This window comes from Vibrio nigripulchritudo ATCC 27043, from assembly GCF_000222685.1.
In the GTDB taxonomy this organism is placed as follows: domain Bacteria; phylum Pseudomonadota; class Gammaproteobacteria; order Enterobacterales; family Vibrionaceae; genus Vibrio; species Vibrio nigripulchritudo.
The window spans coordinates 1-26,532 of the sequence record NZ_AFWJ01000146.1 but is presented as its reverse complement, the minus strand read 5'-3'; the positions used below and the strand labels follow the sequence as shown (position 1 = coordinate 26,532).

Sequence of the window (26,532 nt, the reverse complement as noted above, 5' to 3'; positions counted from 1 at the left end):
GCTTAACTCCCTGTGTAATTCCGACTGCAAGGTACTCCGACCTCTAAGTGTGTTACAAGCTAGCATTCAAGAAACCTTCTTGCAACATATTATTAACTTTAAAGTTTTTATTATTCAGACAATATATCTGAATAACTATGCATCCACCAGAGTTTATTTTCAGCTTTTCTGGATATTGATGTAAAAAGAGCCTCAATAATGAGGCTCTTAAAGGTTAATTTTTGTGAACTTGAAAAACCATCAGTTCACAATCTTCATCAGTTAACGCTATTTGATAGCGTGACACTTGTTTTGCCCATTAATGAAATATAGCGCGTCTTTTCAGATGAAGGCTGTATTACCGGACCATTTACGTCGAAGTTGTTGCTCGCCGTGCCTGATGCCAAATTTTGGACATCAATAAAGTTGGACATAAAGTGCTGAGTCATTGCTGAACTTGTCTCACTTAATGATCCCAACCCAATTTCTATTCTGTTGGAAGAAGATGGAGCTAGCGCTGAATACTTGCTCTCCATCAGTACCTGAGTACTACGGGGCATTGAGATAATCGTTTGGTAATAGTTGCTTCCATCCGACGTATTGGAACGGACATGAACACGCTGGATATTGTAATTTGAAGCGGTATACCCTTGGCTTTCTACACAGTGTGTACCACTGCAGTTTGCTGTCGTAACCGATGCGGCAAAATTAGTCAGAGTCGGCGGAGTGATAGTCTTCGCGGTTGAATTAACAGGATACATTCCTTTATACGCCCAAGACCCGTTCGTTGTTGTGCCGTTGATTTTCATCGCCCATGCACTGAATGGACCGTTTCCATCGACAAATGAAAAGTTTGAGCTTGACTGATAGATTGGCTGCCACTGATAAAGATGCCCATTGTGAGACACTTCTACCTCGTTTCCACTGGATAAGGTTAAGTCCGTAAAGCTTAAACCTGGCTGGACTAAATTGGTGTCGGAAAGCGTAACCGTTTTGCTATCGGGGTGAGTGTTCTGATTATGTGCGAAGTCACCGCCAACAAACGCGTAGTTCCGTAAATCTAGCGCCTGAGAACTGGTGTAGGTTTCATACTGTGTGAGTAGGATTTTTTCTGTCGCCGGAATTGGCGCGATAACAGGAATTTTGTTTGGAAAATTTGCCACTGCTCCCGAAGTGCCTTTATCGATATAACTCGATTGCACATATTTCGTCGCAGGTGCATTTACTGTTACACCAGCATTAGCATCAGGGGTGACGCTTGCAGGTAGCCCCTCACCAGTATAATAACAAGAGTAAGCGCCAGGCTTGCGTAAGTTGAAGACCATATTGTTCACAAATGGTTTTTCAACAGAATAAGAATACAGAGCTCTTCCTGAACCAATTAAGCCGTCCACTTCTTCTACAGTGACATATCCATTTGTTGGAATGTCATCATAGTTAATGCTTACTGTGCCATAAGCGTTGGGGGCGAGTTCTTTTACCAGTTTACCAACTGAGTTGTGTATTGAAATCACCACATTTTGTGTCGCACGGTACGCATAGATGCGCTTTGAACTGTCATTCGTGTCTACGGCGTAAACAGCACAATCGGCATTTGCTGAACTAGGCACTTCTGAACGCAGGTTAACAAGCTGCCAATTATAGATTGTTGGTGCAGGCGGCGGAGTCGGCGTCGGTGCAGGTGGTGTGGGTGGTTTACTGTTGCTGCCTGTGCTGCTCTTACTTTCTGAACCGCATCCAGACAAAATAACGGCTGTAGCCAAAGCAACAACACTGAATTTGAATTTTGTCATCTTTTCCCCTCATGAGCGGCAAGCCATTGCCACCACTCTTTCATTTCTCTGTCTGAGAAATGAAAGAGCAAAAACCAAGCCAGAAAAGAGCATCATTGTAAATTAGCTTAAAAACAGTACGTTGCGCTGTTAGATAGCCTCAAACAGCCGAACCAATTTCTGCTCACTTTCTCATCCCTTACATCACGTTAATGATAAAGATCATATTTTTATTTCTCTGGCTGATAGATGCTTCGCATAACTTGTATTTTTTCGAAAATAACCGTAACCAATTTACATAATTTGATGCAGGTACACGCATTATTAGCATCATGTTGTAGTTTTATTTCAACAATAGCCTTTAAGTGATCAAGATCAATCATGCTAAATAGGCCCGTTGATACACTCGGAACGAATACAAAAAACAACAATTTAATCAACAAAAGAGTTTCATATTGTGCAACACTAGCCCACATAGCTCGTGCCACAGTTTAGCGAATGCAACCGCTTATTTGCGGTTGTTTCAATGTTTAAAGAATTACTAACTTTAAGAAAACGAGGAATCTATGTCCGACGCCGTCAAAACAGACAACTCAGACGCTATGGATGAGAAAAGCTATAGCGAGCTGCACAAACCAGCTTCAGAGTTCAAGAGTCGTTCAGATTATCTAGACCATGAACTTCAAATAATGAAGCCTCGCCGCTATGGTCTGAACCTTCCCGGTCGCGACTTCCGCTTTGAATTGGAAGATTTAGTTCCAGCACTTGCTGGCACAATCGGTATCATTGCCATGTATTCAGCGGTAATGATGTCGTGGGCAGATGGTCTGTCCGCCGCTTGGGAACACGTCAATTTAGGTAAAGAATTTGCCATTGAAGTTGCTCGTGTTGAAATGCTAATCCCTGCTCTACTTTTCTGTGTACTCGCATCCGGTTTCATTAACCCTCGTGCTAACCTCGCAGGTAACCACGGACCAATGATCCCGCTCATCGGCACCATTGCTTTAGCCGGTGCTCACCCTCTTGCGCTTGCCATTCTTCTTGGGGTATTTGGTCTTCTTTTAAGTTACTTCAAGGGCGGTTCTAAACTCGTTAACTTAACTTCCCAAGGCACCGCTGGTGGTCTCCTGATATTCCTCGGTTTTACTGGAACCATGAGCCAGATCGGTTCAATTCAAAGTTGGGCAACGGGTCTTGAATCTGCGGAAGTGGCTGCAGGCAGCATGGGTTATGTCGGGTTGGTTGTACTCGCAATTACCATCGTTATTTATGCATTTCTAGCCAAAATCAACATGCGCTGGCTGGCAATTCCAGTGTGTGCGGCAGTTGGTCTGGTCGTTGCGTTAGCATTGGGCGCAAGCTTTGACCTGAAATTTGAAACTGAAATGGGCTTGCCTAACCTAAACCCTGTTTACTGGTGGGGCAGCACGGAAACGGGCTGGCAGCTTGGCTTGCCAACGCTTCAGCATTTCATTGCATCACTGCCATTTGCGATTCTGGCGGTAGCGATGTGGTCTCCTGACTTCCTTGGTCACCGTATTTTCCAAGAGCTTAACTACCCTAAGCGTACTGAAAAAGTACTTATGGATGTCGATGACACAATGACCATGTGTTCAATTCGTCAGATGGTTGGTACAGCAGTCGGTGGTGGTAACATCACTTCTTCTTGGGGTACGTACATGATCCCAGCTGCTATCGCCAAGCGCCCTATTCCTGGTGGTGCAATCCTGCTTGGCTTGATTGTTATGGCTGTCGCGATTCTTGGTTTCCCAATGGATGTCGCTGTTTGGCCTCCTGTCATGCGTGTTGCTCTTCTGGTTGGTGTATTCCTTCCATTGCTTGAAGCAGGCATGCAGATGGTGAAAGACACGAAAGATTCACAAGCAGCTGGTATCTGTATCTTTGGTAGTGCCGTGGTTAACCCTGTTCTGGCATGGGCTATCACAATGCTTCTGGATAACAACGGCCTAATTGGTGACAAAGAGCGCGCGAAGAAGCTTTCTTTCGTCGACAAAGTTGTGATCCCAGGTGGTGTACTGGTTATCTGTCTGATTGCTATGCTAGCGGTAGGTATGCTTGAAAGCCAATATGGCATCAAAGCCTGGCTTTAAATTCAAATAAATTTGTGGGTGGCAACAATTGCCACCCAATTTTTATCGATTTTTTTTAGGATTTATTGATTTAGTTTAAGGTTTGCAACTTTTTTTTAGACTATCTTGGAACTGAAGAAAAGAGACAGAATCTTAAAACTAGTGACAATATGTATAGCTTTAAGACGAAAAAAGCGAAGCTATTCATATTGTTATTCATAAAGAGTGTACTGCCCTCCCCGTAGGAGGTAGCTGGCTCAACGGCTAAAAACAGTACGTGTTTTTTCTACTAAAAAGGTAGGTATGTCATGGCAGAGCAATTTGCTAAAGCTTGGGAAGGTTTTGCACAAGGCGATTGGCAAAACGAAGTTAACGTTCGTGATTTCATTCAAAAGAACTACACGCCGTATGAAGGTGACGAATCTTTCCTAGTTTCTGAAGGTACTGAAGCAACGAATGCGCTTTGGGCTAAGGTAATGGAAGGTATCAAACAGGAAAACGCTACTCACGCACCTGTTGATTTCGATACTTCAGTTATCTCTACCATCACTTCTCATGATGCTGGCTACATCAACAAAGACCTAGAAACCATTGTTGGTCTTCAGACTGAGGCGCCTCTTAAGCGTGCAATCATGCCTAACGGCGGTGTACGTATGATCGAAGGATCATGCAAAGCGTACGGTCGCACACTAGATCCACAAGTTTCTAAAATCTACTCAGAGTACAGAAAAACACACAACCAAGGTGTTTTCGATGTTTACTCTCCAGATATTCTAAAATGTCGTAAGTCTGGTGTTCTGACTGGTCTTCCTGATGCATACGGTCGTGGTCGTATCATTGGTGACTACCGTCGTGTCGCTCTATACGGCGTAGACTTCCTAATGAAGGACAAGGTCGCTCAGTTCCACTCTACTCAAGAAAAACTTGAAGGTGGTGACGATCTACAAATGACCATGCAATTGCGTGAAGAGCTTCAAGAGCAGCACCGTGCACTAGGTCAATTGAAAGAAATGGCAGCGTCTTACGGCTTCGACATTTCTGGTCCTGCAACTACTGCACAGGAAGCAATCCAGTGGACTTACTTCGGTTACCTGGCTGCGGTTAAATCTCAAAACGGCGCGGCGATGTCTCTGGGCCGTACTTCGACTTTCCTAGACGTATACGTTGAGCGTGATATCGCTGCTGGCATCATCACAGAAGAACAAGCTCAGGAAATGATCGACCACTTCGTAATGAAGCTGCGTATGGTTCGCTTCCTACGTACTCCTGAGTACGATGAGCTATTCTCTGGCGACCCAATCTGGGCAACAGAATCTATGGGTGGTATGGGTGTTGACGGTCGTACTCTTGTTACACGTACAAACTTCCGTTTCCTAAACACGCTATACACTATGGGTCCTTCTCCAGAGCCAAACATCACTGTACTTTGGTCTGAGCAACTACCTGACGGCTTCAAGAAGTTCTGTGCGAAAGTATCTATCGATACTTCTTCTATCCAGTACGAGAACGATGACCTAATGCGTCCTGACTTCGACAACGATGACTACGCTATCGCTTGTTGTGTATCTCCAATGGTTATCGGTAAGCACATGCAGTTCTTCGGCGCTCGTGCAAACCTAGCCAAGACTCTACTTTACGTTATCAACGGCGGTGTAGATGAGAAGCTTAAGATGCAAGTTGGTCCTAAGACTGAACCAATGCTTGATGAAGTTCTGGACTTCGACAAAGTTTGGGCTGGTCTGGACAACTTCATGGACTGGCTGGCGAAGCAATATGTGACTGCGCTAAATGCTATCCACTACTCTCACGACAAGTACAGCTACGAAGCAGCTCTAATGGCACTTCACGATCGTGACGTTCGCCGTACAATGGCGTGTGGTATCGCAGGTCTTTCTGTTGCTGCTGACTCATTGTCTGCGATCAAGTACGGTCAAGTTAAGCCAATCCGTGACGAAGACGGCATTGCTATCGACTTCGACATCTCTGGCGACTACCCTAAATTTGGTAACAACGACGCACGTGTTGATGACATGGCTTGTGAACTTGTTTCTATCTTCATGGGTAAAATCCGTAAGCTTAAGACTTACCGTGATGCAGTTCCTACTCAGTCCATCCTTACTATCACTTCAAACGTGGTATACGGTAAGAAGACTGGTACAACACCAGATGGTCGTAAAGCAGGTGCACCATTTGCACCAGGTGCAAACCCAATGCACGGTCGTGATGAGAAAGGTGCAGTAGCATCTCTGACATCTGTCGGTAAACTGCCATTTGCTGATGCGAAAGACGGTATCTCTTACACATTCTCTATCGTGCCAAATGCACTAGGTAAAGAAGAGAATTCTCAACGTGCGAACCTGGCTGGTCTGATGGATGGTTACTTCCACCACGAGCAGGGTATCGAGGGTGGTCAGCACCTGAACGTAAACGTACTTAACCGTGAAACTCTAGAAGACGCAGTTAAGCACCCAGAGAACTACCCACAGCTGACAATCCGTGTATCTGGTTACGCTGTACGTTTTAACTCTCTGACTGTAGAGCAGCAAAAAGACGTAATCGCGCGTACATTTACTGAGTCTCTATAAGATTCTTAGTTACCAATGACAAAGCCCCGCAAATGCGGGGCTTTTTGTTTTTCTGCAATGATATGTTGATGGCTACACTGAAAACTGGTTGCATTCCTGCATCAAAATGCCAGAGCGTTCATCTACCCGACCACTGGTTTGACGCAATTGAGTGTTGTTGTCCTCAATAGTACTCATTGAACCGGAAATCTGCGACATACTGTCTGCCATAGACTGGCTTGTAGCAGCCAGCTCCCGAATTGCCTGGAAAATACCTTCCGTCTGTTCACTTGCTTCACTAACCTGCTCGGTGATCAAACGTAATGCTTCCATGGCTTCGTGCCCTTTTTCACGTCCTTTTCGCATAGAAACTTCAGACTGCCCGATATACTGAATCACCTCGGCGCTCTCTTTTTTCATTGTCTCGATGGTTCCGGAAATTTCTGCCACCGCATCTACGGTTCTTACGGCCAGGCTTCGAACTTCATCGGCAACCACAGCAAAACCACGCCCTTGCTCCCCTGCTCTGGCAGCTTCAATCGCGGCATTCAACGCCAATAAGTTAGTTTGTTCTGCAATACCATTGATGATTTCCATAACAGAATCGACTTTTGATGACGCGTCTTCCAGTAACTTGATATGGCTTGCCGCGTTGCCAAGAATTTCCCCAATATCTTCAATCGAATCAATGGCGCTGGTGATCACCGAGGCACCTTTTTGTGCAGATTTACTGGATTCTTCGCTCACCTTAACCACAAGTTCCAGACTACCTGAAACATCCTGGGTCGTCGCATTCACTTCTTCGGTTGCCGAAGCAAGCACTTGCGTCTGTACAACAACGTCGTGCTGACTTGCAACCAAATCATCTAGACCGGAATTCAATTCCGTTGCATTAGACGAAAGCGCTGTACTGCTTTGTTGCACTCCCTTAACCAACTCACCAAGATGCTGGCAAGCCAGATTGATGTTAATGGCCAGACGGTTAAATTCATCATTTTTGTTTGAAGAAACGGGCATTCTCTTTGAAAGATCACCTGAAGAAATTCGTTCCAGCATTTCTGTTACTTTCTTTAGAGAGCGAGAAATAGAGAGGTTTTGAGAAACAAAAATGAACAGCGTAAACAGGGCTAGAATCAGGCAGGCAATCAGCGTTGAAAACTGAACGGTTGAGGAAGTTTGCTGCGCCGCCTCACCGAACTGGGCGCTAATGATATTCATCTCTTTTGCCAGGTTAGAGACCGTTTTCTGAACATCTTGTTGACGTATGAATAAGTTTTCTTCGACTGTTTTCAGTTCGACCGACAACTCACTCACCCGAGCAGAATGCTCCTTAAACAATTCAACTTCCTTCTCATAGAGGTCGAGCATGGCATACGAGTTAGACATATTGATAAACATCGCTAACGCACGGTTAAAAAACTTCAAATTCTCTTCGTTAGGTTGAAGTAAGTACGCTTGCTGCGTTTTGACCATATTTTGAAAGTCTGAATTGATGCTCACCATGCCTGTTTCTGCAATTTTTGCTTCAATGGTGTTGGCGAGTTGCTTAAGTTGTCCCAACTTGCCATCATCAACGTTAAATCCCATCTCTTCACGAATGGACAACCACGGAGACATGGCTGCTTTGTAAGCGGACACCGATTCCACAAACTCCACGGCTCCCTGATTTAGCCCAACGTCTGAAAGAATGTATTTCTTTGCTTCCGCTTTTTCAGAAATAGTGCTTAGCAAAGCTTTAATTTCAGGTACTTGGTCAACTGTTAAGTTATTTAGCCTAGCGGCCAGTTCCAGAAGTCCAATCTGAGTTTCGCTAATTTGAGAGACTCCTTCTTGAATGTCACTTTGTTTTTTATATTGTCCAGTAACCGCTCCAATTTTGACTGAAATAAACAAAGACAACCCGACGAAACCTGCCATCAAAGCCGCCAGATATATCCATACCTTTTGCTTTTGTGAGAGCGCAAAGCTTTTCATCACTCCCTCCTTTTCGGATAAAAAAACTTAGAACACAACAAAAGCCAAGCACTTTGGTTGTATTTACATTTTTCTAACATTTGACAATTGACATTTCCATCAATTAATTTTTAACACTTCCTTTTACGTGAGGATGTTCAAAACTGTTACTGGCTGAATTGCATAAAAAATGAAATCAGTTCACATTGCTATTATGAGCTCGATAGCTAAGGAGTAGAATTGCTATGAAAACTGCGTCACTTCTCTTTGTTTCCTTGGCACTTTCGCCTCTTTTTTCTCACGCCAAAACGCTTTGGTCTCTGACCATGGATAACGACTCCATGGTAACCAGCGACAGGGATTACAGCAGCGGCATTACCCTCGGATTTTCCACTGAACTAGAAAGCGAACCCAGCTATCTAAGTTGGTTTGATAAAAGTAGCGATCGTCTCTACTTTGGTATCGATTTCGGGCAAAAGCTCTGGACGCCTGACGATATTGAATCTACCACCCAAAAACCAAATGAACGCCCTTATGCCGGTTTGAGCTACCTGGACTCACATCTGGCTTCAGGAGACAGCAATACCTACCAAAATATTCATGTTCTCATGGGAGTGATGGGACGTAATGCTCAGGCAGACAGTACCCAAACTTTTGTCCATGACATTATCGGCTCCCCTAAACCGCGAGGATGGGAGCATCAGATCGAAGAATCTTTTGTTTACCAATTGGGCTATTCACATCAAAAACTCCTTAGCCGCAGCTCTGGGCTTCTTGGAGAAACAGAAATATCCTGGACGAATCGTCTGGAACTGGGAAACTTCCGCTCTGAATTAGGCAGTGGCGTGCTCTTTCGCTGGGGTGATGCGCTGGGCAATTCCTTTGGCTCCATTGCAATAAAATACGACAATCCCGCTCACAGGCTGAGGCTGGATGATGGACGTTCTGGGTGGTTCTTGTTTTCTGGCTTAGAAGCAAGGTACCGACACAACGACATTACGATTACAGGTCAAAGACCAGATGAGAAATATCCTGTTTCTGTAACTCACTTTCAGTCTACAGCGATTTTAGGAGGATTAGCTCATTATAAAGACGTTGGTGCATCACTGACTTTCTCGCTCAAGACTCCCGATTTCAAAGAAGATCAGTTTGATTTCCACGGTACTGGCTCGCTTTCGCTTTTCTGGCTATTTTGATGTTTTATAAACAGTTATTACTCAGTTCATTTCAAATAAGAATCATTCACTAAGTCAAAATGGAAATTCGAAATTATTTCCTCTCTTGGTGAAAAATAACCTCAGTTTTTCCTAGGGTAAGCGTGCATTTTGTAATAAAATGACAATAAACAAATCCTAAGAGATGAGCTCATGTCTACTACTGGTCGTATTCATTCATTCGAATCTTGTGGCACTGTGGATGGTCCTGGAATCCGCTTCATCGTTTTCCTTCAGGGATGCCTGATGCGATGTAAGTATTGTCACAACCGGGACACATGGGATACCCATGACGGCAAGGAAGTTAGCGTCGAAGAAATCATCAATGAGGCAAAGTCCTACAAACACTTTATGCGTGCTTCTGGTGGTGGTGTTACCTGCTCTGGCGGTGAAGCCATGTTGCAACCAGAGTTTGTTCGAGATTTCTTCAGAGCAGCCAAAGAAGAAGGCATGCACACCTGCCTCGATACCAATGGCTATATAAGAAAACACACCGATGTGGTTGATGAGGTTCTGGAAGCCTCTGATCTGGTGATGCTGGATCTCAAACACATGAAGGATGAAATCCATCAGGATTTTATTGGTGTCTCCAACCGAAGAACTCTGGATTTTGCTCGCTACCTACACAAAATTGGGCAAACCACCTGGATCCGTTATGTTGTTGTCCCCGGCTACACAGATGATGAAGAAGCAGCACATATGCTCGGTGATTTCATCAAAGACATGGACAATATTGAAAAGGTTGAGTTGCTTCCCTACCACAAGCTAGGCGCTCATAAGTGGGAAGCGTTGGGTCATGACTACCCGTTAGAAGGTGTAGAGCCTCCTTCGAAAGAAGTCATGGACTCCATCAAAGGTATTCTTGAGCAATATACCGATAATGTGAAATACTAGTTAGACACTAAGCCAGCATTCTCCATGCTGGCTTTTTCTTTGTTGGGAAGGACAGGATGTCGGTTTTTCAATTTCTTTGTTTTTTAGCGTTAGTCTTCACATGTTATCGGTGCTGGCATGACGTGAAAAGCGTGTTCATCCCCAAGTTCGTACAGGAACGCAGTTTCCAGAACCTCACCATTATTTGTTGCGCAATTCTGTTTTTCCTTTGGCAAACTAAAGCCGGAGTGAAAAGCGGTTTAGATATTCATTTCCTTGGCTTAACGGCTTTCACCATGATGTTTGGCTGGCGAATTGCGTGCGTTTTGTTAATCCCTATTTTTGCTTTGATAGCCGTTTGGGATGGCTGGTTAATCGCCGACTTTTCTGTGCAGGTTTTAATATCCGGTCTAATACCAGTTTTGGTCAGCTATGGCATTTTTTCTCTTAGCTATCATTACCTTCCTAAAAATGTATTTGTTTTTATTTTTGTCGCAGGCTTTTTCAATGCCATGTTTACGGGCAGTGTTCACTTATTGGTCAGAGGCACTTATTACCTTTGGCAAGGCACTTACGATCTCACTACCGTGGTGGATAATTTCTTTGTTCTCATTCCATTGATGGCTTTTCCCGAAGGGCTATTAAATGGCATGACACTGGCCATTCTTTGCGTTTACAAACCCGAGTGGTTACGAGTTTTTTCTGACCGTCACTACCTCTATTCCAACAAGTCTTAAAAACTATTCCAACAAGTCCAGAAAACTATCCATAGAAGCACGAAAAAATCGTTCAAACTCTCAACAAACCTTATTAAACATGTGTTGAGATCATGTTTCTGGTCGGATACTTACTGTTACTCTGGTTCGCAGATTAAGTAATAAATTTTGAGAGACCATGCTATGGAAATGACTAACGCTCAACGCCTGATCCTGTCGAACCAGTATTACCTGATGTCACAAATGGACCCTGACAATTCAGCGAAGTATCAGCGTTTACAAACCATCGTGGAACGCGGTTATGAATTGCAAATGCAGGAACTGAACAAAGAGTACGGCTGCCTGGATGAAACTCAGTGCCGTGAAGTTCTGGAAATCATGGAAATGTATCACGCGATGCAGGAGTCCAATAAGATGCTTGCCGACTTAGATCGAGAGCAAGTGGACCAGCGCCGTTTGAACTTCCTTGGATTTGACATTGCATCCGAAGCGCAACTGGTGAATTACGTTCGCTTTTTGGTTGATTCAGAAGGCTTATACACCCAGTTTGATAAGGCTGACCACCACTTCAATGCTCAAATGCCGATGTTAGAAAAATATCGCCGAATGCTGAAGACTTGGAAGGCATGTCCAAGACAGTATCACTTGTCTGCTGCTGAATTTGCACAAATCTTTAATGCTTAGCACATAAAATTAATGTAAGTCTTTCACATTATTTGAAAATATTTTTAAAGCACCACGTTCATGTGGTGCTTTTCTTTTACCACGTTAGGCAGGACAACGCTTCACAGCGTTTGAAACACATAAATCCCACCAATACAAACCCTTACCGAGCTCATATTTTTTTAGTAAAAAATCGAAATAAATATCGAATTAATAAGCAGAATTCAAAATCTGGGTCTAACCTTAATCAGTGAAGGACGTGACATTTTCGCTGTTAATTAGTCGATTTGACAGGTTTAGAGGGGTATTCGCTATGAGCATTTTTGACCACTACCAGGCTCGCTATGAAGCAGCCAAGGATGAAGAACTATCACTGCAGGACTTTTTATCGTTATGTCGTGACGACAAAAGCGCTTATGCCAACGCTGCTGAGCGCCTCTTGTTAGCGATCGGAGAACCTGAGGTTATCGACACCGCACTCGACCCGAGACTGAGTCGTATTTTCTCCAATAGAGTGATTTCCCGATACAAAACATTCGAAGACTTTTATGGCATGGAAGACGCCATTGAGCAAATCGTGTCTTACCTAAAGCACGCCGCTCAGGGTCTGGAAGAACGCAAACAGATTTTATACCTTCTGGGTCCGGTAGGTGGCGGTAAGTCATCGTTGGCCGAGAAACTGAAAGCACTGATGGAAAAAATGCCAATCTATGTGCTTTCTGCAAACGGGGAGCGCAGCCCTGTTAACGATCACCCATTCTGTTTATTTGACGTGAACGAAGACGGTGATTTGCTGCAAAGCGAATACGGCATCGAGAAGCGCTACCTACGCTCCATCATGTCACCTTGGGCGGCAAAACGCCTGACGGAATTCGGCGGCGACATTTCAAAATTCAAGGTGGTGAAAGTCAGACCATCCATTCTGGCACAAACTGCGATCGCTAAAACCGAGCCAGGCGACGAAAACAACCAAGACATCTCTTCCCTTGTTGGTAAAGTGGACATCCGCCAACTTGAGCATTTCTCTCAGGACGATCCAGATGCATACAGCTACTCCGGTGCATTGTGTCGAGCTAACCAAGGCTTGATGGAATTCGTAGAGATGTTCAAAGCACCAATCAAGGTATTGCACCCACTACTAACTGCAACTCAGGAAGGCAACTACAACGGTACCGAAGGTCTGTCTGCTTTACCATTTGACGGCATGATTCTGGCGCACTCGAATGAGTCTGAGTGGCAAACCTTCCGAAATAACAAGAACAACGAAGCGTTCCTTGACCGTGTGTACATTGTTAAAGTCCCTTACTGCTTGCGCGTGTCGGAAGAAGTCAAAATCTACCAGAAACTGCTTGACCACAGTGAGCTATCCAAAGCACCGTGCTCACCCAGCACCTTGGACATTCTGGCGCAGTTCAGTATCTTGTCTCGTCTGAAAGATCCTGAAAACTCCTCCATATTCTCTAAGATGCGCGTTTACGACGGTGAAACACTCAAAGATACCGATCCAAAAGCGAAGAGTTACCAAGAGTACCGTGATTTTGCAGGCGTTGATGAAGGCATGTCCGGTCTCTCAACCCGTTTTGCGTTCAAGATTCTCTCTCGCGTATTTAACTTCGATCAGTCTGAAGTGGCAGCAAACCCAGTTCACCTGTTCTACGTGATTGAACAACAGGTAGAGCGCGAGCAGTTCCCACAAGATACTGCCGAGCGCTACCTTGAATTCTTGAAAGGCTACTTAGTACCTAAATACGTCGAGTTTATCGGTAAAGAGATTCAGACTGCTTACCTCGAATCCTATTCTGAGTACGGTCAGAACATTTTCGACCGCTACGTGACCTACGCTGATTTCTGGATTCAGGATCAGGAATATCGCGACCCAGAAACAGGGCAACTGTTTGACCGTGCGGCTCTGAACAACGAGCTTGAAAAAATCGAGAAAACAGCTGGTATCAGTAATCCGAAAGACTTCCGAAATGAGATTGTGAACTTTGTATTGCGCGCTCGTGCCAATAACAAAGGTCAGAACCCAGTTTGGACCAGCTACGAAAAACTCAGAACCGTTATCGAGAAGAAAATGTTCTCGAACACAGAAGAGTTACTTCCTGTTATTTCCTTTAATGCGAAAACCTCAACCGACGATCAGAAAAAACACGACGACTTTGTCGCTCGTATGATGGAGAAAGGCTACACCAAGAAACAAGTCAGACTGCTGTCAGAGTGGTACCTACGAGTTCGTAAGTCCTCTTAATACTAAGTGTCTGAAAAATGGGGACTGGCATGCATTGCCAGTCACTCATGGCACACAGTTCGACACTTTGACGTTTCAGAGGGATTAACGTATGGCGCAATTTATCGACAGAAGGCTCAATGGCAAGAACAAAAGCACGGTCAACAGACAGCGCTTTTTGCGTCGCCATAAAGAGCAAATAAAGGAATCGGTAGCCGATGCCGTGAATCGCCGTTCAATCACCAATACCGAAACTGGTGAGGACATCTCGATTCCGCACAAAGACATCAAAGAGCCTATTTTTCATCAGGGACAAGGAGGAGTGAGAGAGCGTGTTCACCCAGGCAATGACCAGTTCATTACCGGTGACAAAATTGAACGCCCAAAAGGTGGCGGTCAAGGCGGAGGCTCTGGTGAAGGTGACGCAAGTGCAGACGGCGAAGGTCAAGACGATTTTGTATTCCAAATCTCCAAAGATGAATATCTCGACATTCTGTTTGAAGATTTAGAACTACCCAACCTGCAAAAAAATCAAATCAACAAAATTACGGAATGGAAAACCCACAGAGCTGGTTTCCAGACAGCCGGTATTCCTGCCAACATCAGTGTTGTGCGCTCTCTCCAGCAATCGCTGGCTCGCAGAACGGCAATGACGGCTGGCAAGAAGCGTCTGCTTAATGAGCTGGAAGAAGAGCTTGAGCGTATAGAGAACAACGAACCTGCTCAGCCTTTGGAAGAAAAGCGTCTTCAACAGGAAATTGAAGAACTTCGTCAGAAAATCAGCAGTGTTCCGTTTATTGATACGTTCGATCTTCGCTTTAAAAATTATGAAAAGCGCCCTATTCCATCCAGCCAAGCAGTCATGTTTTGCTTAATGGATGTGTCCGGCTCAATGGATCAGGCGACCAAAGACATCGCAAAACGTTTTTATGTCCTGCTTTATCTGTTCCTGACTCGCACCTACGAGAATGTGGAAGTGGTCTTCATCCGCCATCACACTCAGGCAAAAGAAGTGGACGAGCACGAGTTTTTCTACTCGCAGGAAACGGGTGGCACCATCGTATCCAGTGCACTGAAGCTAATGGATGAGATAGTGAAAGACAGGTATCCAACCAACGAGTGGAACATTTACGCCGCGCAGGCATCGGATGGCGATAACTGGGCAGACGACTCCCCTCGATGTAAGGAACTGTTGGTCAACAACATATTACCCGACTGCCAATACTACTCCTATATAGAAATTACAAGAAGAACCCACCAAACCTTGTGGCATGAATATCAGAAGCTGGAAGAAGCTTTCGACAACTTTGCCATGAAAAATATTCGTACTGTGGATGATATTTTCCCAGTATTCAGGGAACTGTTTCAGAAAGAAACAGCTTAGGGAGGCGCGCTATGGCTACTAAAACAGCTAAGAAAAAAGCTACCGACAGCAAGCGCTTGCCAGATGGTCCGGACTGGACGTTTGAACTTCTGGAGCGCTACCATACTGAAATTAAACGTGTTGCTGAACACTATCGACTGGACACTTACCCTAACCAAATCGAAGTGATCACAGCAGAGCAAATGATGGATGCTTATTCAAGTATCGGCATGCCCATCAACTACCATCACTGGTCATTCGGTAAAAAGTTCATACAAACCGAACAGAACTACAAGCACGGTCAGATGGGTCTTGCGTATGAAATAGTGATCAATTCAGACCCCTGTATTGCTTACCTGATGGAAGAAAACACGGTAACCATGCAAGCACTGGTTATGGCGCATGCCTGCTACGGTCACAACTCTTTCTTCAAAGGTAATTATCTTTTCCAAACCTGGACAGACGCAAGCTCAATCGTCGACTACCTGCTCTTCGCAAGAAACTACATTACCGAGTGCGAGGAAAAGCACGGTGTAGAAGAGGTCGAACAGCTTCTCGACTCTTGTCACGCACTAATGAACTTTGGTGTAGATCGATACAAACGCCCGGAGAAAATCTCCATTGTCGAAGAAAAGGCGAGGCAAGAAGCCCGCGAGGCGTATTTGCAGTCTCAGGTGAATGAGCTTTGGAAAACCGTTCCAAAAAGTGAAGAGAAAGAAGCGTCTCAGAAAATTCGTTTTCCGAGTGAGCCTCAGGAAAACATCCTGTACTTCATTGAAAAACATGCGCCTTTACTAGAGCCTTGGCAGCGCGAAATCGTACGAATCGTAAGAAAGGTCAGTCAGTATTTCTACCCTCAGAAACAAACTCAGGTAATGAATGAAGGCTGGGCTACCTTTTGGCACTACACCATCTTGAATCATATGTATGATGAGGGTTTGGTGTCTGAGAAGTTTATGTTGGAATTTCTTCACAGCCACACAAATGTCGTCGCGCAGCCTCCTTACAATAGCCCGTACTTTAGTGGTATCAACCCCTATGCTTTGGGCTTTGCAATGTTCCAGGACATTCGCAGAATGTGTGAAGACCCAACCGATGAAGACAAAGAGTGGTTCCCAGATATAGCTGGTGGCGACTGGTTAGAAACAGCGCACTTTGCCATGGAGAACTTTAAAGACGAAAGCTTTATTAGCCAGTATTTGTCTCCCAAAGTCATGCGTGACTTTAAATTGTTTGCCATCAATGACGATGATCGTAAAAACCACATCGAAGTCAGTGCAATACATGATGAAGTTGGTTATCGCCAAATCCGGGAAAAATTGGCAGCACAATACAACCTGAGCAACCTGGAACCGAATATTCAGGTCTGGAATGTGGACGTGCGCGGCGATCGCTCACTGGTTCTTCAATATGTTCCACACGACCGAATTCCATTGGGCAAGAGCTACCCGGAAGTTCTCAAACATCTTTACCGCCTATGGGGTTTTGATGTGATTCTTGAGCAAAGAAACGAATCTGGTCGAAAAGAAATTCTAGGTACATGCCCAGAAAGAGAAGAGTACAACTCTGAGATTTAAACCTTAAATCGTCCTCCTATTTGCCCACGAAGTCTGTGGGCTTTTTTGTGCAGGAAAAAGAAAGCCAGCTTAACAAAGCTGGCTAAAGTCTTACGGGATTTTAAGTTACTTAAACACAAACTCGATTGTTTTGGCTTTTGGTCCCTTGGTTGAAATTGTCATTTCTACATTGTCGATAGTGTACATACCATCCTTAAACAGTGACTCGTCCGTTTTTAATGACAGAGGATTGTTTGGGATGGCAAACGAGTATTTATTAGGAATAATGATTACCGTTTCATCTTCATTGGTTGATACGGTTGCTAATGTAATTCCAGTACCAAATTCTGGTGTCCCAGGTGAGCTTGACTTAAGATCATTAACAAGAGTGGTATTCTCCATCATCCAGTCAAAACGGTCATTTTGCGCGTTGAACCACAACCAAAAGTGACCATTTTTAGTACTTAGATGAATTAACTGTAAAGTATTCTCTTTAGGGTTGAAGCCATTTAACACAAGGGTTTTAGACTCATTGACTGTTGCCACTTTATCTTGGCTGACCATACCTAAGCGATATTGGAAGTATGGTAAAACCTCTTGACCAATCTCACCTTTGCCTCCCATAACACCGTTGTGGACCCCATAGTTGAACGAAAAGAACTTATTAAATTCTTTGTGGAACTTGTGCATTACTTCTTTATTTAGTTTTTCAGTTTTCGTCCAATCACAAGACTGAACAAAGTCGAAAACTTTATCCCCATTAGTGAAATGCTTATAGGAACAAGGAGATATAGAAGCGTGACCTAAACCAAGACCATGAACGTATTCATGTACAAACAAGATCTGATCAGGTGATAGACTTTTCGCTGTAGGGTCGATGCCCAGTTTCGACGGTTTAGACTGGCTGGTTAAATCACTAATGATGATAAATCGGTTTTTTAGGACAGTTCCATCGCTCAATGTCTCGGTCTTATATATATTGCCGTAGCTAGTGAGACCGGTATTGTTTCCTGCAATGTAGACAAGCGCCAATTGGTCATACTTGGATGGTTCCAATTTAGAACCATCGAATTGGGTAAGTGATTGGTTAATGATCTGATTCTTGTAAGGTAATGAAACCTTATTGTCGCCATCAGACTCAATACCACTCACGGCTAACTCAGAAGCAACAGTAAGAGTAACGTTTTTATTCAATGTTGCTTCTAAATGTTTATCCACATTTGAACCTTCACCGAACCTTGCCAACACCTCTTGTCGAATGTTCTTCGACGGTATTGTGTAACCGTCAATAACTACTGGAATTACTGCAATATTAATTTGCGGCTTCGTGACGCGGCAAATCATTCGAAATCGATCGTCATCGCTCTGATACAGTTTGGTAAACAACCTTTTGATTTTAGAACCACACTGAGAAAACTCATGAACCGTGTTTCCTGTAGTAATAGAGGAACACTGTCTTATTTCATCTTTCATTTTTGGAGTTATAGCGCTAGGAGCCTGACTCAATATGGCTTCCAGTGCTTGAGCAGAAGCCATTCCTTGAATGAACTTTTGCGTCTGAGAGTCGAGCTCAGCTTTATCTAAGATTTGTTGCTGAGGCAAGAATTCCATATGCTCTGGCAAATGCCATTCACCACACTCCGGTGCTGAGTTCACCTGCTTTTTGTAAGCATCAGCATCAAATTTAACTTTTGGAGTGGTTGAAGGTGTCGTTGGTAAAGTTGGTTGCGTCGTCGGTGAAGTAGACGGTGGCTTCGTCGGTGATGAAGTGTTGGAATTGTTGTTACAGCCGGATGCCATAACTGCAAGAGTAGCGACCACTGCTATGGTCATTAGGGAACGGTTAAACCTCATAAATTTATACCTAAAGCATTAGATGAAATAATTTTATTAGGCAGTTCTCAGTTCCCTTGATTGGACTGCGAGCAGATAGTAGCAGACTGTATTTCACCCCAATGTAAGGACATGTAAGCACCAAGGTAACTCGCTTACCTGAATCACTCCTTTACCTTGTATAAGTAATTGATATAAAAAGCCAGCAACATTTTGTTACTGGCTTACATAAACTCAAAAGAAGCTCAACTCTAATTAACGCTGTTCCAAGTGCTTATATTGATCGCTGACTTGTCAAAGCTAACAGGCTGCTCGTTCAATCCGTCAATTGCAGTAAGAACCTTCTTCTCATGTTCATTAGTAGCCGTAACAGAGTGCTGTTTTGAACTACCGCCCAAGATATGAAACGAGTTGTTATTTAGGTCAATATTAAAGCTATTCGGATAGATCTCGTTTTCTGGAAGGACTTTACTTAACCCAAATTGACCAATTAAGTTAATGAGTTTCAGGTCATTTGTGCTAACTTTGTGGTTACTGTCATATCGACCAACAACCAAACCTTCACTCAATTTATACCTGTCTATATATACATTTTCATAACTTGGATTTGCAGGTGTAGATGTATTTAGTCTTGCTTCTACTAGATACACGTCCTCCAGTGCATTTTCATTGACAAAACCTGGAATCAACTTCCCTGAAGTTTTGTCGACAACTGTTGTTGATGCGATAAAAGTTCGGTCATAAACATCATCACGTTCAGCGCCATTCACCCCTGGATTGTTGTACTCTCTGCGAGATTCAATTTTAAAAGACTCATTCGCAGTTTCACATTGCTTACAAATAACATTGCTAGAGAATTTAGATGCTGTTTCTGTCTTATTCGTAGGCTCTTCAACTCTGTAACGTCTAAAGATCCCTTCTTCTGGATTCCCATCTGCCGACGTTTGGTAAAATGTGAAGGATTCGTAAGAGACGTTCATCTTATTGTCTTGGTCTTCAGGCATATTATTTTCAAGAATGTAGACCAGTTCGCCACTTGCATTACCAATGTCACCTGAATAAGCAATTATTCCGCTAGGTACGGCTTTCAATGCGTTAGAATTCGCATTTTTCTTTAACTTGGGGTTCCAATCCTCTGGCTTACCGCAGTTTCCAGTATTCATATCAGGCGTATAGATTGTAGAGACCTCAACTTTGGTAAACTGAGTATCAGATCTCTTTCCGTATTTAGAGATCACATCATCAATTCCAGGCCATAAACTGGCGTCTATTCCGTCTGCTCGGCAAAAGGTCATTGATTGCTTTTCAACATCTTTCATCCCTTGAGACTTCAGATAGTTAATAACCATTCCTACTTCAGAGTATGCGTTTGCAAAGCTTTGGCGATCTTCAATTGAATATTGTGGATTCTTAGACGCCGCTTCTAGCTGACTTTGCAATTCAGCTGGTTTTGCCTGGTATCTGTCTTTTTTGGTCAGTTCCATGTAAGTTGCGGCAGAAGAAAAGAAAGACGCTTTTAGCTTTGCTGTGATCATTTCATCCACACTTTCTTCCATATTGGTGTTAACTGAAAAGGCACCAGCATACACATCTGTTAGTACGGTCGAACTTGCCATAGCGACTTGAGTTGTAGTCAGTCCACAAGTGGTCAAAGCACTAACCAGTAGAGCATTTTTTACTTTCATCATGTTATTCCTCTATTAGACCTGATTACTTTTGAGTTTTCTTGACAGAGTTGAACTTGCTTGGGACTGAAATCGACATGCTGGTCTTTCCTACCGGCATATTAATTATTGACTCGATGGCTTTTGATCGGCTTTCTAGGTCTGATGATTGCAACAGCGAAAGTTCTTTTTTCAAAGCTGAGTTCTTTGGAGCGACATTCACAACTTTAGGGGCAGAGTTTTTTGGTGCCGCTGTATTTTTATTTCCTTCACTCTTACTAAAACACCCTGCCAGCAAAAAAGCAGAGATAACTGGAACAAGTGGAATTAAATTTCTTTTCATACTTTTCTCCTCAAGCAACACATGAGCTAATTTCGATAGACGACTTATTCTTTTGAAAACTTAAGAAAAGAGGTTATCTTTGCCGTTGAAATCAAACTAAACGATTGCGTGTGAGATTTGTATATATGAATTTAAACAAAAAACAGAATGCGTTCAGAGACCATGAAAGATGGGGCGTAGAGCTACGTAGGAAATATCTAAACGGCACATCCCTGATGTTAAGCAACCCCAAAAATGAGCTTTAAGTTAAAATCACAAAATTTGGAGGATAGACGTGCATTGGAAGCAAATCTAAATATCACAGGTCCTTTATTTAATACTAAGGTCAAACCTGTATATAATGTCGCGTTATTGTCCTTCATGGTTTAAGTGAAGGTGAAGTCTACATGGGTGATAAAAATATGAGCGCTCCAAACGCCCCTCTTACTGAGAGCAAAAACCTTCGTGATCTGCCAAATATGATCACTTGTTTGTTGCCTGCCTATAACGAAGCTGAGAATCTTCCACAGGTAATTCCAGAAACCTACAACTACCTCAAACAGTTTTGTAATGAGGTGGAGATTCTTATTGTTGATGATGGCAGCCAAGATAACACTGTAGCCGTAGCTCAAGAGCTCTCTCAAAGCTACCCCATTTCTATCGTGAAGTTTTCTAGAAACTTCGGTAAAGAAATTGCGCTAAGTGCAGGTTTAGACAATGCTCGCGGCGATGTGGTCATCATTATGGATTCGGACGGTCAGCACCCTCTCCCAGTCATTGGTGATTTCATCAAGCATTGGCGCGACGGCTACGATATGGTTTACGGGGTTCGTGCTAACCGAGACGACGAATCCTTTGCCAAACGAGCCTTCACGAAAGTGTATTACGGGCTGCTAAAACGCATTTCCGATGTAGAAATTCACCCAGACGCCGGAGACTTCAGACTACTTGGTCGCAACGTTGTAGATGCACTGATTTCGCTTCCTGAACGGACGCGGATGATGAAAGGTCTTTACGCGTGGGTTGGATTTAAGAGCAAAGCGGTTTCATTTGAAGTTGTAGAACGTTTGAGTGGCGCCAGCACCTTTAGATTTCGCGATCTGACTTCTCTGGCGATCACTGGACTCACCTCGTTCAGTAGCATCCCACTCAAAATCTGGATGGTCGTGGGGGCTATTATTTCAGCCATGTCGTTTGGTTATGGCATGCTAATTTTACTTCGTACACTTCTGTTCGGAACCGATGTCCCAGGTTGGCCGACTCTAACCGTCTCCATCTTCTTCTTGGGCGGTATCCAATTGTTGTCTATCGGAATCATGGGTGATTATCTTGCCCGTGTTTTCTCGGAAGTTAAAAAACGCCCGTTGTACATTATTGAAGAGTACCAGCAGAGCGAAGACAAACGCGAATCAGGCAGTGAAGACGAGAAAGCATGAAGCAAGTAATTGTCTGTGCAGATGACTATGGCATGTCGGCAGAAGTCGACGCTGCCATTCTTGAGTTGATTGAAAACTCACGTATTTCCGCCACCAGTTGCATGACATTGATGCCTGACTGGTCGCAATCTGCTACACAGCTAAAACCTTTAGAAGGACAAGCCGCTTTTGGTCTTCATTTTGACTTAGGCGAATTTGCCAGCCTTGGCAAATTAATGCTTGGAGCTGTTACTCGAACCCTTAACACGGAGCAACTTACCAGTACGCTAAAAAAACAGCTGGATCGATTCGAGGACGAAATGAATCGCCGTCCAGACTATCTGGATGGTCATCAGCACGTTCACGCTTTTCCTGTTGTTCGTGACGTCGTTGCCAAAGAATTAAGACTGAGATACGACCAGGACATGCCTTGGGTCCGAAATCCTTGTGTCCCTCTAAGCGGTCACGACTCAGCATTGAAAGCGGTGGTGATTAAAGGAATGAATGCTGGATTTAAAAGTACGATTCAATCCGAAACTAAAGCGGCATTAAACTCGGATTTTGCGGGCTTGTATTCCATCAATGAGAAAGCCGATTTTGCTGGCATGATGGAGGGCTGGCTAGACAAGATATCCGATAATGGGCTTATTATGTGTCACCCTGCGATCCAAGGAGCGACAGTGGAGCATGGGCTGGCAAGAGTCAATGAGTACGATTTCCTAATGAGTGAGCGATATCAGGAATACCTCCAAGCTAACCACATTTTATTAGCTAAATCACCTAAGCAGTAAGGGTGAGTTTCTACAAAAAAGAGCAGCGAATTCGCTGCTCTTTTGCTATCAATTGCGCTTTCTATTGAGCCAGAAGCTTTCTGACTACTTCTAAATCTTCCGGAGTATCTACACCTGCTGCCGGGGTTTCTTTTGCCACCGCCACATGAATTTTCTCACCATACCAAAGCACTCTGAGCTGCTCCAAGCATTCGATTCTTTCAAGGGCACTTGGCTCCCATTCCACATAGGTTTTGATAAAGCCTGCGCGGTAAGCGTAAATGCCGATGTGACGCTGCAAAGGCTGTCGAATGCTTGGCGATTCTTTAGAGAAGTCGTCTCTGTCCCATGGAATAGAAGCTCGGCTAAAGTAAAGTGCATAACCGTTTTGATCGGTAACGACTTTAACCGCATTAGGGTTGAATACTTCACTTTCATCTTCGATCTCTACAGAAAGCGTTGCCATTGGCGCATCACTCATTTTCAGGTTTTCTGCCACTTGAGTGATGATAGATGGCGGAATTAAAGGTTCGTCACCCTGAACATTCACGACCACATGATCGGCAGGTATCTGCATTTTTTCGACCACTTCTGCCAGTCTTTCCGTCCCAGATTCATGCTTGTTTGAAGTCATACAAACCTGCGCACCAAAGCGCTCAGCCGCATTTTTCACCCGCTCATCATCGGTCGCAATAATAACCTGATCAGCTCCAGCCTGAATGGCTTGCTGATACACCCACTCAATCATAGGTTTGCCGGCAATATCTGCCAGTGGTTTACCCGGAAGTCTGGTCGACTGATAGCGGGCTGGAATGACGACAGTAAATGCCATTTATTTTCCCTCGTCCATGGAAATACTACGAGCTTCTGATGCTAAAAGAACGGGAATACCATCTTTAATTGGGTACGCGAGGCGAGCAACCTTGCTAATAAGCTCTTGTCTGTCTTTATCGTAGGTCAATTTGCCTTTACAAACCGGGCACGCAACGATCTCAAGCAGTCGATGATCCATAATCTTTCATTACCTCTTTGATTCTTTGTAATATTCTTTCTGCGTTTTGGTCTGCAAGTTTTGCAGACACAGGCAAATACCACCAATTGTCCTTCGCAAATGACAGACATTTAACCGCATCCTTTTCAGTCATAATAATAGGAGTGTCTGGCATTTCAATCTCAGCGATCTGCCCCTCTGTCATTTTTTGGTGGTCAGCAAAACCGTGTTCAGCTTTCAACGACACGCCTAATCGTTTGAGTGTGTTGAAAAAGCGAGGAGGATGACCGATTCCAGCCATAGCCACCACGCTCTCTAAATCCAAGACATTGAGAGTTTCACCAGTAACCAGGTTCTTGGCGAGAGCAGGCTCTAATGTCATGGCGATTTCCTGTGATTTGGGTTCGCCACCATTGGTTACGATAAAATCGACACTTTCCAATCTTGATACCGGTTCGCGCAGCGGTCCCATCGGAATCAGCTTTTCGTTGCCCATTCTTCTCTTACCATCGACCACTGCAATTTCAATATCACGCTCTAAAGCGTAGTGCTGCAACCCATCGTCGGTCACAACAACATCGACACCTTGCTCAACCAAAGCTTTTACCGCGTTGCTACGAACCGGGTCTACGGCAACAGGCGCATGAGTCCGTCTGTGAATCAACAAAGGCTCATCACCACAATGTTCAGGGTTGGAGTTTTCTGAAACTAGATAAGGGTATTTAGGCGCTTTGGCTCCATAACCACGAGAAACAACCCCTGGGTTCAGCCCCATTTGTTGTAACTGTTCAACCAACCAAACCACCATCGGCGTTTTTCCATTTCCGCCCGCGGTGATATTTCCGACCACCACAACCGGAACTGGAGCGCGATATCTCGGTTTCGTGCCAGCCTCAAAATCTCGTTTTCTGTTTTCACTGATCTTCCGGTACAAACAAGATAGCGGCCAAAGAATCGGCCACAACACAACACCCAACCAGTGATTCTCGAACCAGATTTTTTCTACCATTTAATGCGACTCATCAAACTGAATAGAATAGAGCTGAGCATAAGATCCACCCAGTTCAATCAACGATTCATGGTCACCACGTTCGATCACTTCACCGCTATCAACCACCAGAATTTCATCTGCATTTTCAATCGTAGACAACCTGTGAGCGATCACCAGAACCGTTTTGTCCTTTTGAAGTTCATCCAGCGCAGACTGAATCGCTCTTTCCGATTCGGTATCCAGCGCAGATGTCGCTTCATCCAATATCAACACAGGCGCGTTACGTAGCAAAGCACGTGCGATGGCAAGGCGTTGGCGCTGTCCGCCAGACAAGTTCACACCGTTTTCACCTATTACAGTGTCGTAGCCATTATCGAGCTTCTCGATAAAATCATGAGCATAAGCCAGTTTTGCGGCTTCAACGATCTGCTCTCGGGAGTATTGCTCTTCTGCGGCGTACGCAATGTTGTTGGCGACGGTATCGTTGAACAGATGGACATGCTGAGAAACCAAACCAAAGTGCTGGCGTAGGTTCTCTAGTTCAAAATCTCTTACATCAACACCATCAAGGGAAATCGTACCTTCATCGAGTTCGTAAAAGCGAGTAAACAGGCTAGCGATGGTACTTTTGCCCGAACCAGAGCGACCAACCAATGCAACCGTTTTTCCCTGTGGGATTGAAAAACTCACGTTCTTGAGGGCTGGTGTTTCTTTTGTCGGGTATGTAAAGGTGATATTGCTTACTTCGATATCGCCTTTGACTGCGTCTTTCTTTACCTTGCCTAAATCGGTTTCAGTCGGCATATCTAGCAGACTAAACAAGGTTTGAGACGCTGCCATACCACGTTGGAAATCGGACATCACCGCGGTTAAGCCACGAAGCGGACGAAGCATGCTCAACAGAGAAGAGAAAACCACGGTAAAAGCACCTGCCGTCAGCTCAGCGCGAATTGAATCCATGGATGCCAAGAAAAGAACAGTCACCAGAGCGGATGACCCAATCATCTGAACCACTGGGCTTGATATCTGCTGCACCACGACCATCTTCATGTTTTGCTGACGCATGGCATTGCTGACGTGATTAAAGCGTTGCTCTTCAACTTCCTGACCGCCACAACTGAGTACCACTTTGTGACCATTGAGCATTTGCTCGGAAGACGTGGTCAGGTTACCCATCTCTGTCTGCATGTTTTTGGAGATTTTTCTCAGCCTGCGAGAAACAGTACTGATGGCAACGGCGACAACAGGTCCCACCACCAGAACCACAAGAGAAAGCTGCCAGCTTGTGTAAACCATAAGACCAATAAAGCCCAGTAAGCTTGCGGTTTCACGGACAATATTCACTAAAGCCTGGCTGGTTGCACCAGCGACTTGTTCTGTATCGTAAGTAATACGAGAAAGTAGGCGCCCTGTCGACTCTTTATCGAAGAATGAAACGGGCATCTTCATAAAGTGATTGAATATTTCGCGACGTAGCTTCATCACAACGTGGTTAGATACCCAACTCATAAAGTAAGCAGACAGAAATCCGCTACCGCCACGCACCAGCATCAAGACAAGGATGATGATTGGCATC

At 44.3% G+C, this 26,532-nt stretch carries 20 protein-coding genes; 11 read left to right on the top strand and 9 right to left on the bottom strand.

The genetic code is table 11. The features are described from left to right. Positions 1–257: 257 nt before the first annotated feature. On the bottom strand, positions 258–1,772 hold the full coding sequence (locus tag RH89_RS13190; RefSeq protein ID WP_004402591.1) for a hypothetical protein: 1,515 nt from the start codon (positions 1,770–1,772) through the stop codon (positions 258–260). A gap of 545 nt (positions 1,773–2,317) precedes the next feature. Here RH89_RS13190 and RH89_RS13180 point away from each other — a divergent pair. After that, the gene (locus RH89_RS13180) at positions 2,318–3,862 is read left to right on the top strand and encodes a DUF3360 family protein (protein ID WP_004402587.1); all 1,545 of its coding nucleotides are present in this window, start codon (positions 2,318–2,320) and stop codon (positions 3,860–3,862) included. Between the two features lie 287 nt (positions 3,863–4,149). Further along, positions 4,150–6,426, top strand: coding sequence for a formate C-acetyltransferase (pflB, locus tag RH89_RS13175; protein WP_004402583.1), 2,277 nt, complete (start codon positions 4,150–4,152; stop codon positions 6,424–6,426). Positions 6,427–6,498: 72 nt separating this feature from the next. Here pflB and RH89_RS13170 read toward each other — a convergent pair whose 3' ends face one another. Continuing rightward, complete coding sequence (locus RH89_RS13170) at positions 6,499–8,379, bottom strand: methyl-accepting chemotaxis protein (RefSeq protein WP_004402581.1); 1,881 nt, start codon at positions 8,377–8,379, stop codon at positions 6,499–6,501. A gap of 224 nt (positions 8,380–8,603) precedes the next feature. On the opposite strand from RH89_RS13170, the gene RH89_RS13165 reads away from it, so the two are divergent. The 7 genes from RH89_RS13165 (at position 8,604) to RH89_RS13135 (ending at position 16,991) form a co-directional block, all read left to right on the top strand. Beyond that, positions 8,604–9,554, top strand: coding sequence for a lipid A deacylase LpxR family protein (locus tag RH89_RS13165; protein ID WP_004402580.1), 951 nt, complete (start codon positions 8,604–8,606; stop codon positions 9,552–9,554). A gap of 171 nt (positions 9,555–9,725) precedes the next feature. Continuing rightward, a complete protein-coding gene (gene pflA, locus RH89_RS13160; protein WP_004402578.1) occupies positions 9,726–10,466 on the top strand; it encodes a pyruvate formate lyase 1-activating protein in 741 nt (246 codons plus the stop codon). 56 nt (positions 10,467–10,522) lie between these two features. Next, positions 10,523–11,182, top strand: a complete 660-nt coding sequence (locus tag RH89_RS13155) for an energy-coupling factor ABC transporter permease (RefSeq protein ID WP_004402577.1) — start codon at positions 10,523–10,525, stop codon at positions 11,180–11,182. 162 nt (positions 11,183–11,344) lie between these two features. Continuing rightward, positions 11,345–11,845, top strand: coding sequence for a YfbU family protein (locus RH89_RS13150; RefSeq protein WP_004402575.1), 501 nt, complete (start codon positions 11,345–11,347; stop codon positions 11,843–11,845). A gap of 292 nt (positions 11,846–12,137) precedes the next feature. After that, positions 12,138–14,072: a PrkA family serine protein kinase gene (locus RH89_RS13145; protein ID WP_004402573.1), complete on the top strand. Its 1,935-nt coding sequence runs from the start codon at positions 12,138–12,140 to the stop codon at positions 14,070–14,072. A gap of 91 nt (positions 14,073–14,163) precedes the next feature. Next, positions 14,164–15,435, top strand: coding sequence for a YeaH/YhbH family protein (locus RH89_RS13140; RefSeq protein WP_004402569.1), 1,272 nt, complete (start codon positions 14,164–14,166; stop codon positions 15,433–15,435). Positions 15,436–15,446: 11 nt separating this feature from the next. Next, the gene (locus RH89_RS13135; protein ID WP_004402568.1) at positions 15,447–16,991 is read left to right on the top strand and encodes a SpoVR family protein; all 1,545 of its coding nucleotides are present in this window, start codon (positions 15,447–15,449) and stop codon (positions 16,989–16,991) included. 105 nt (positions 16,992–17,096) lie between these two features. On the opposite strand, the gene RH89_RS30150 is transcribed toward RH89_RS13135, so the two are convergent. The 3 genes from RH89_RS30150 to RH89_RS13120 form a co-directional block, all read right to left on the bottom strand. Further along, on the bottom strand, positions 17,097–18,803 hold the full coding sequence (locus tag RH89_RS30150) for a hypothetical protein (RefSeq protein WP_004402566.1): 1,707 nt from the start codon (positions 18,801–18,803) through the stop codon (positions 17,097–17,099). 251 nt (positions 18,804–19,054) lie between these two features. Further along, the gene (locus RH89_RS13125; protein WP_139063282.1) at positions 19,055–20,491 is read right to left on the bottom strand and encodes a hypothetical protein; all 1,437 of its coding nucleotides are present in this window, start codon (positions 20,489–20,491) and stop codon (positions 19,055–19,057) included. 22 nt (positions 20,492–20,513) lie between these two features. Continuing rightward, positions 20,514–20,810 (bottom strand): hypothetical protein, encoded by a 297-nt coding sequence (locus tag RH89_RS13120; RefSeq protein ID WP_004402562.1) that lies wholly within the window; start codon positions 20,808–20,810, stop codon positions 20,514–20,516. Positions 20,811–21,196: 386 nt separating this feature from the next. On the opposite strand from RH89_RS13120, the gene RH89_RS13115 reads away from it, so the two are divergent. Both RH89_RS13115 and RH89_RS13110 read left to right on the top strand, forming a co-directional pair. Further along, positions 21,197–22,225, top strand: coding sequence for a glycosyltransferase family 2 protein (locus RH89_RS13115; protein ID WP_004402560.1), 1,029 nt, complete (start codon positions 21,197–21,199; stop codon positions 22,223–22,225). Further along, positions 22,222–22,995, top strand: coding sequence for a ChbG/HpnK family deacetylase (locus RH89_RS13110; protein ID WP_004402558.1), 774 nt, complete (start codon positions 22,222–22,224; stop codon positions 22,993–22,995). The genes RH89_RS13115 and RH89_RS13110 overlap by 4 nt, the downstream gene beginning before the upstream one ends. A gap of 61 nt (positions 22,996–23,056) precedes the next feature. Here the strand turns inward: RH89_RS13110 and kdsB are convergent, their stop codons facing one another. The 4 genes from kdsB to msbA form a co-directional block, all read right to left on the bottom strand. Continuing rightward, positions 23,057–23,806, bottom strand: a complete 750-nt coding sequence (gene kdsB, locus RH89_RS13105; protein ID WP_004402557.1) for a 3-deoxy-manno-octulosonate cytidylyltransferase — start codon at positions 23,804–23,806, stop codon at positions 23,057–23,059. Next, positions 23,807–23,986 carry a Trm112 family protein gene (locus RH89_RS13100; protein ID WP_004402555.1) on the bottom strand — a complete coding sequence of 60 codons (180 nt, stop codon included), beginning with the start codon at positions 23,984–23,986 and terminating at the stop codon, positions 23,807–23,809. Beyond that, the gene (gene lpxK / locus RH89_RS13095; RefSeq protein WP_004402553.1) at positions 23,967–24,974 is read right to left on the bottom strand and encodes a tetraacyldisaccharide 4'-kinase; all 1,008 of its coding nucleotides are present in this window, start codon (positions 24,972–24,974) and stop codon (positions 23,967–23,969) included. The genes RH89_RS13100 and lpxK overlap by 20 nt, the downstream gene beginning before the upstream one ends. Then, the coding region (gene msbA / locus RH89_RS13090; protein WP_004402552.1) for a lipid A ABC transporter ATP-binding protein/permease MsbA at positions 24,975–26,532 on the bottom strand (1,558 nt) is incomplete at its 5' end.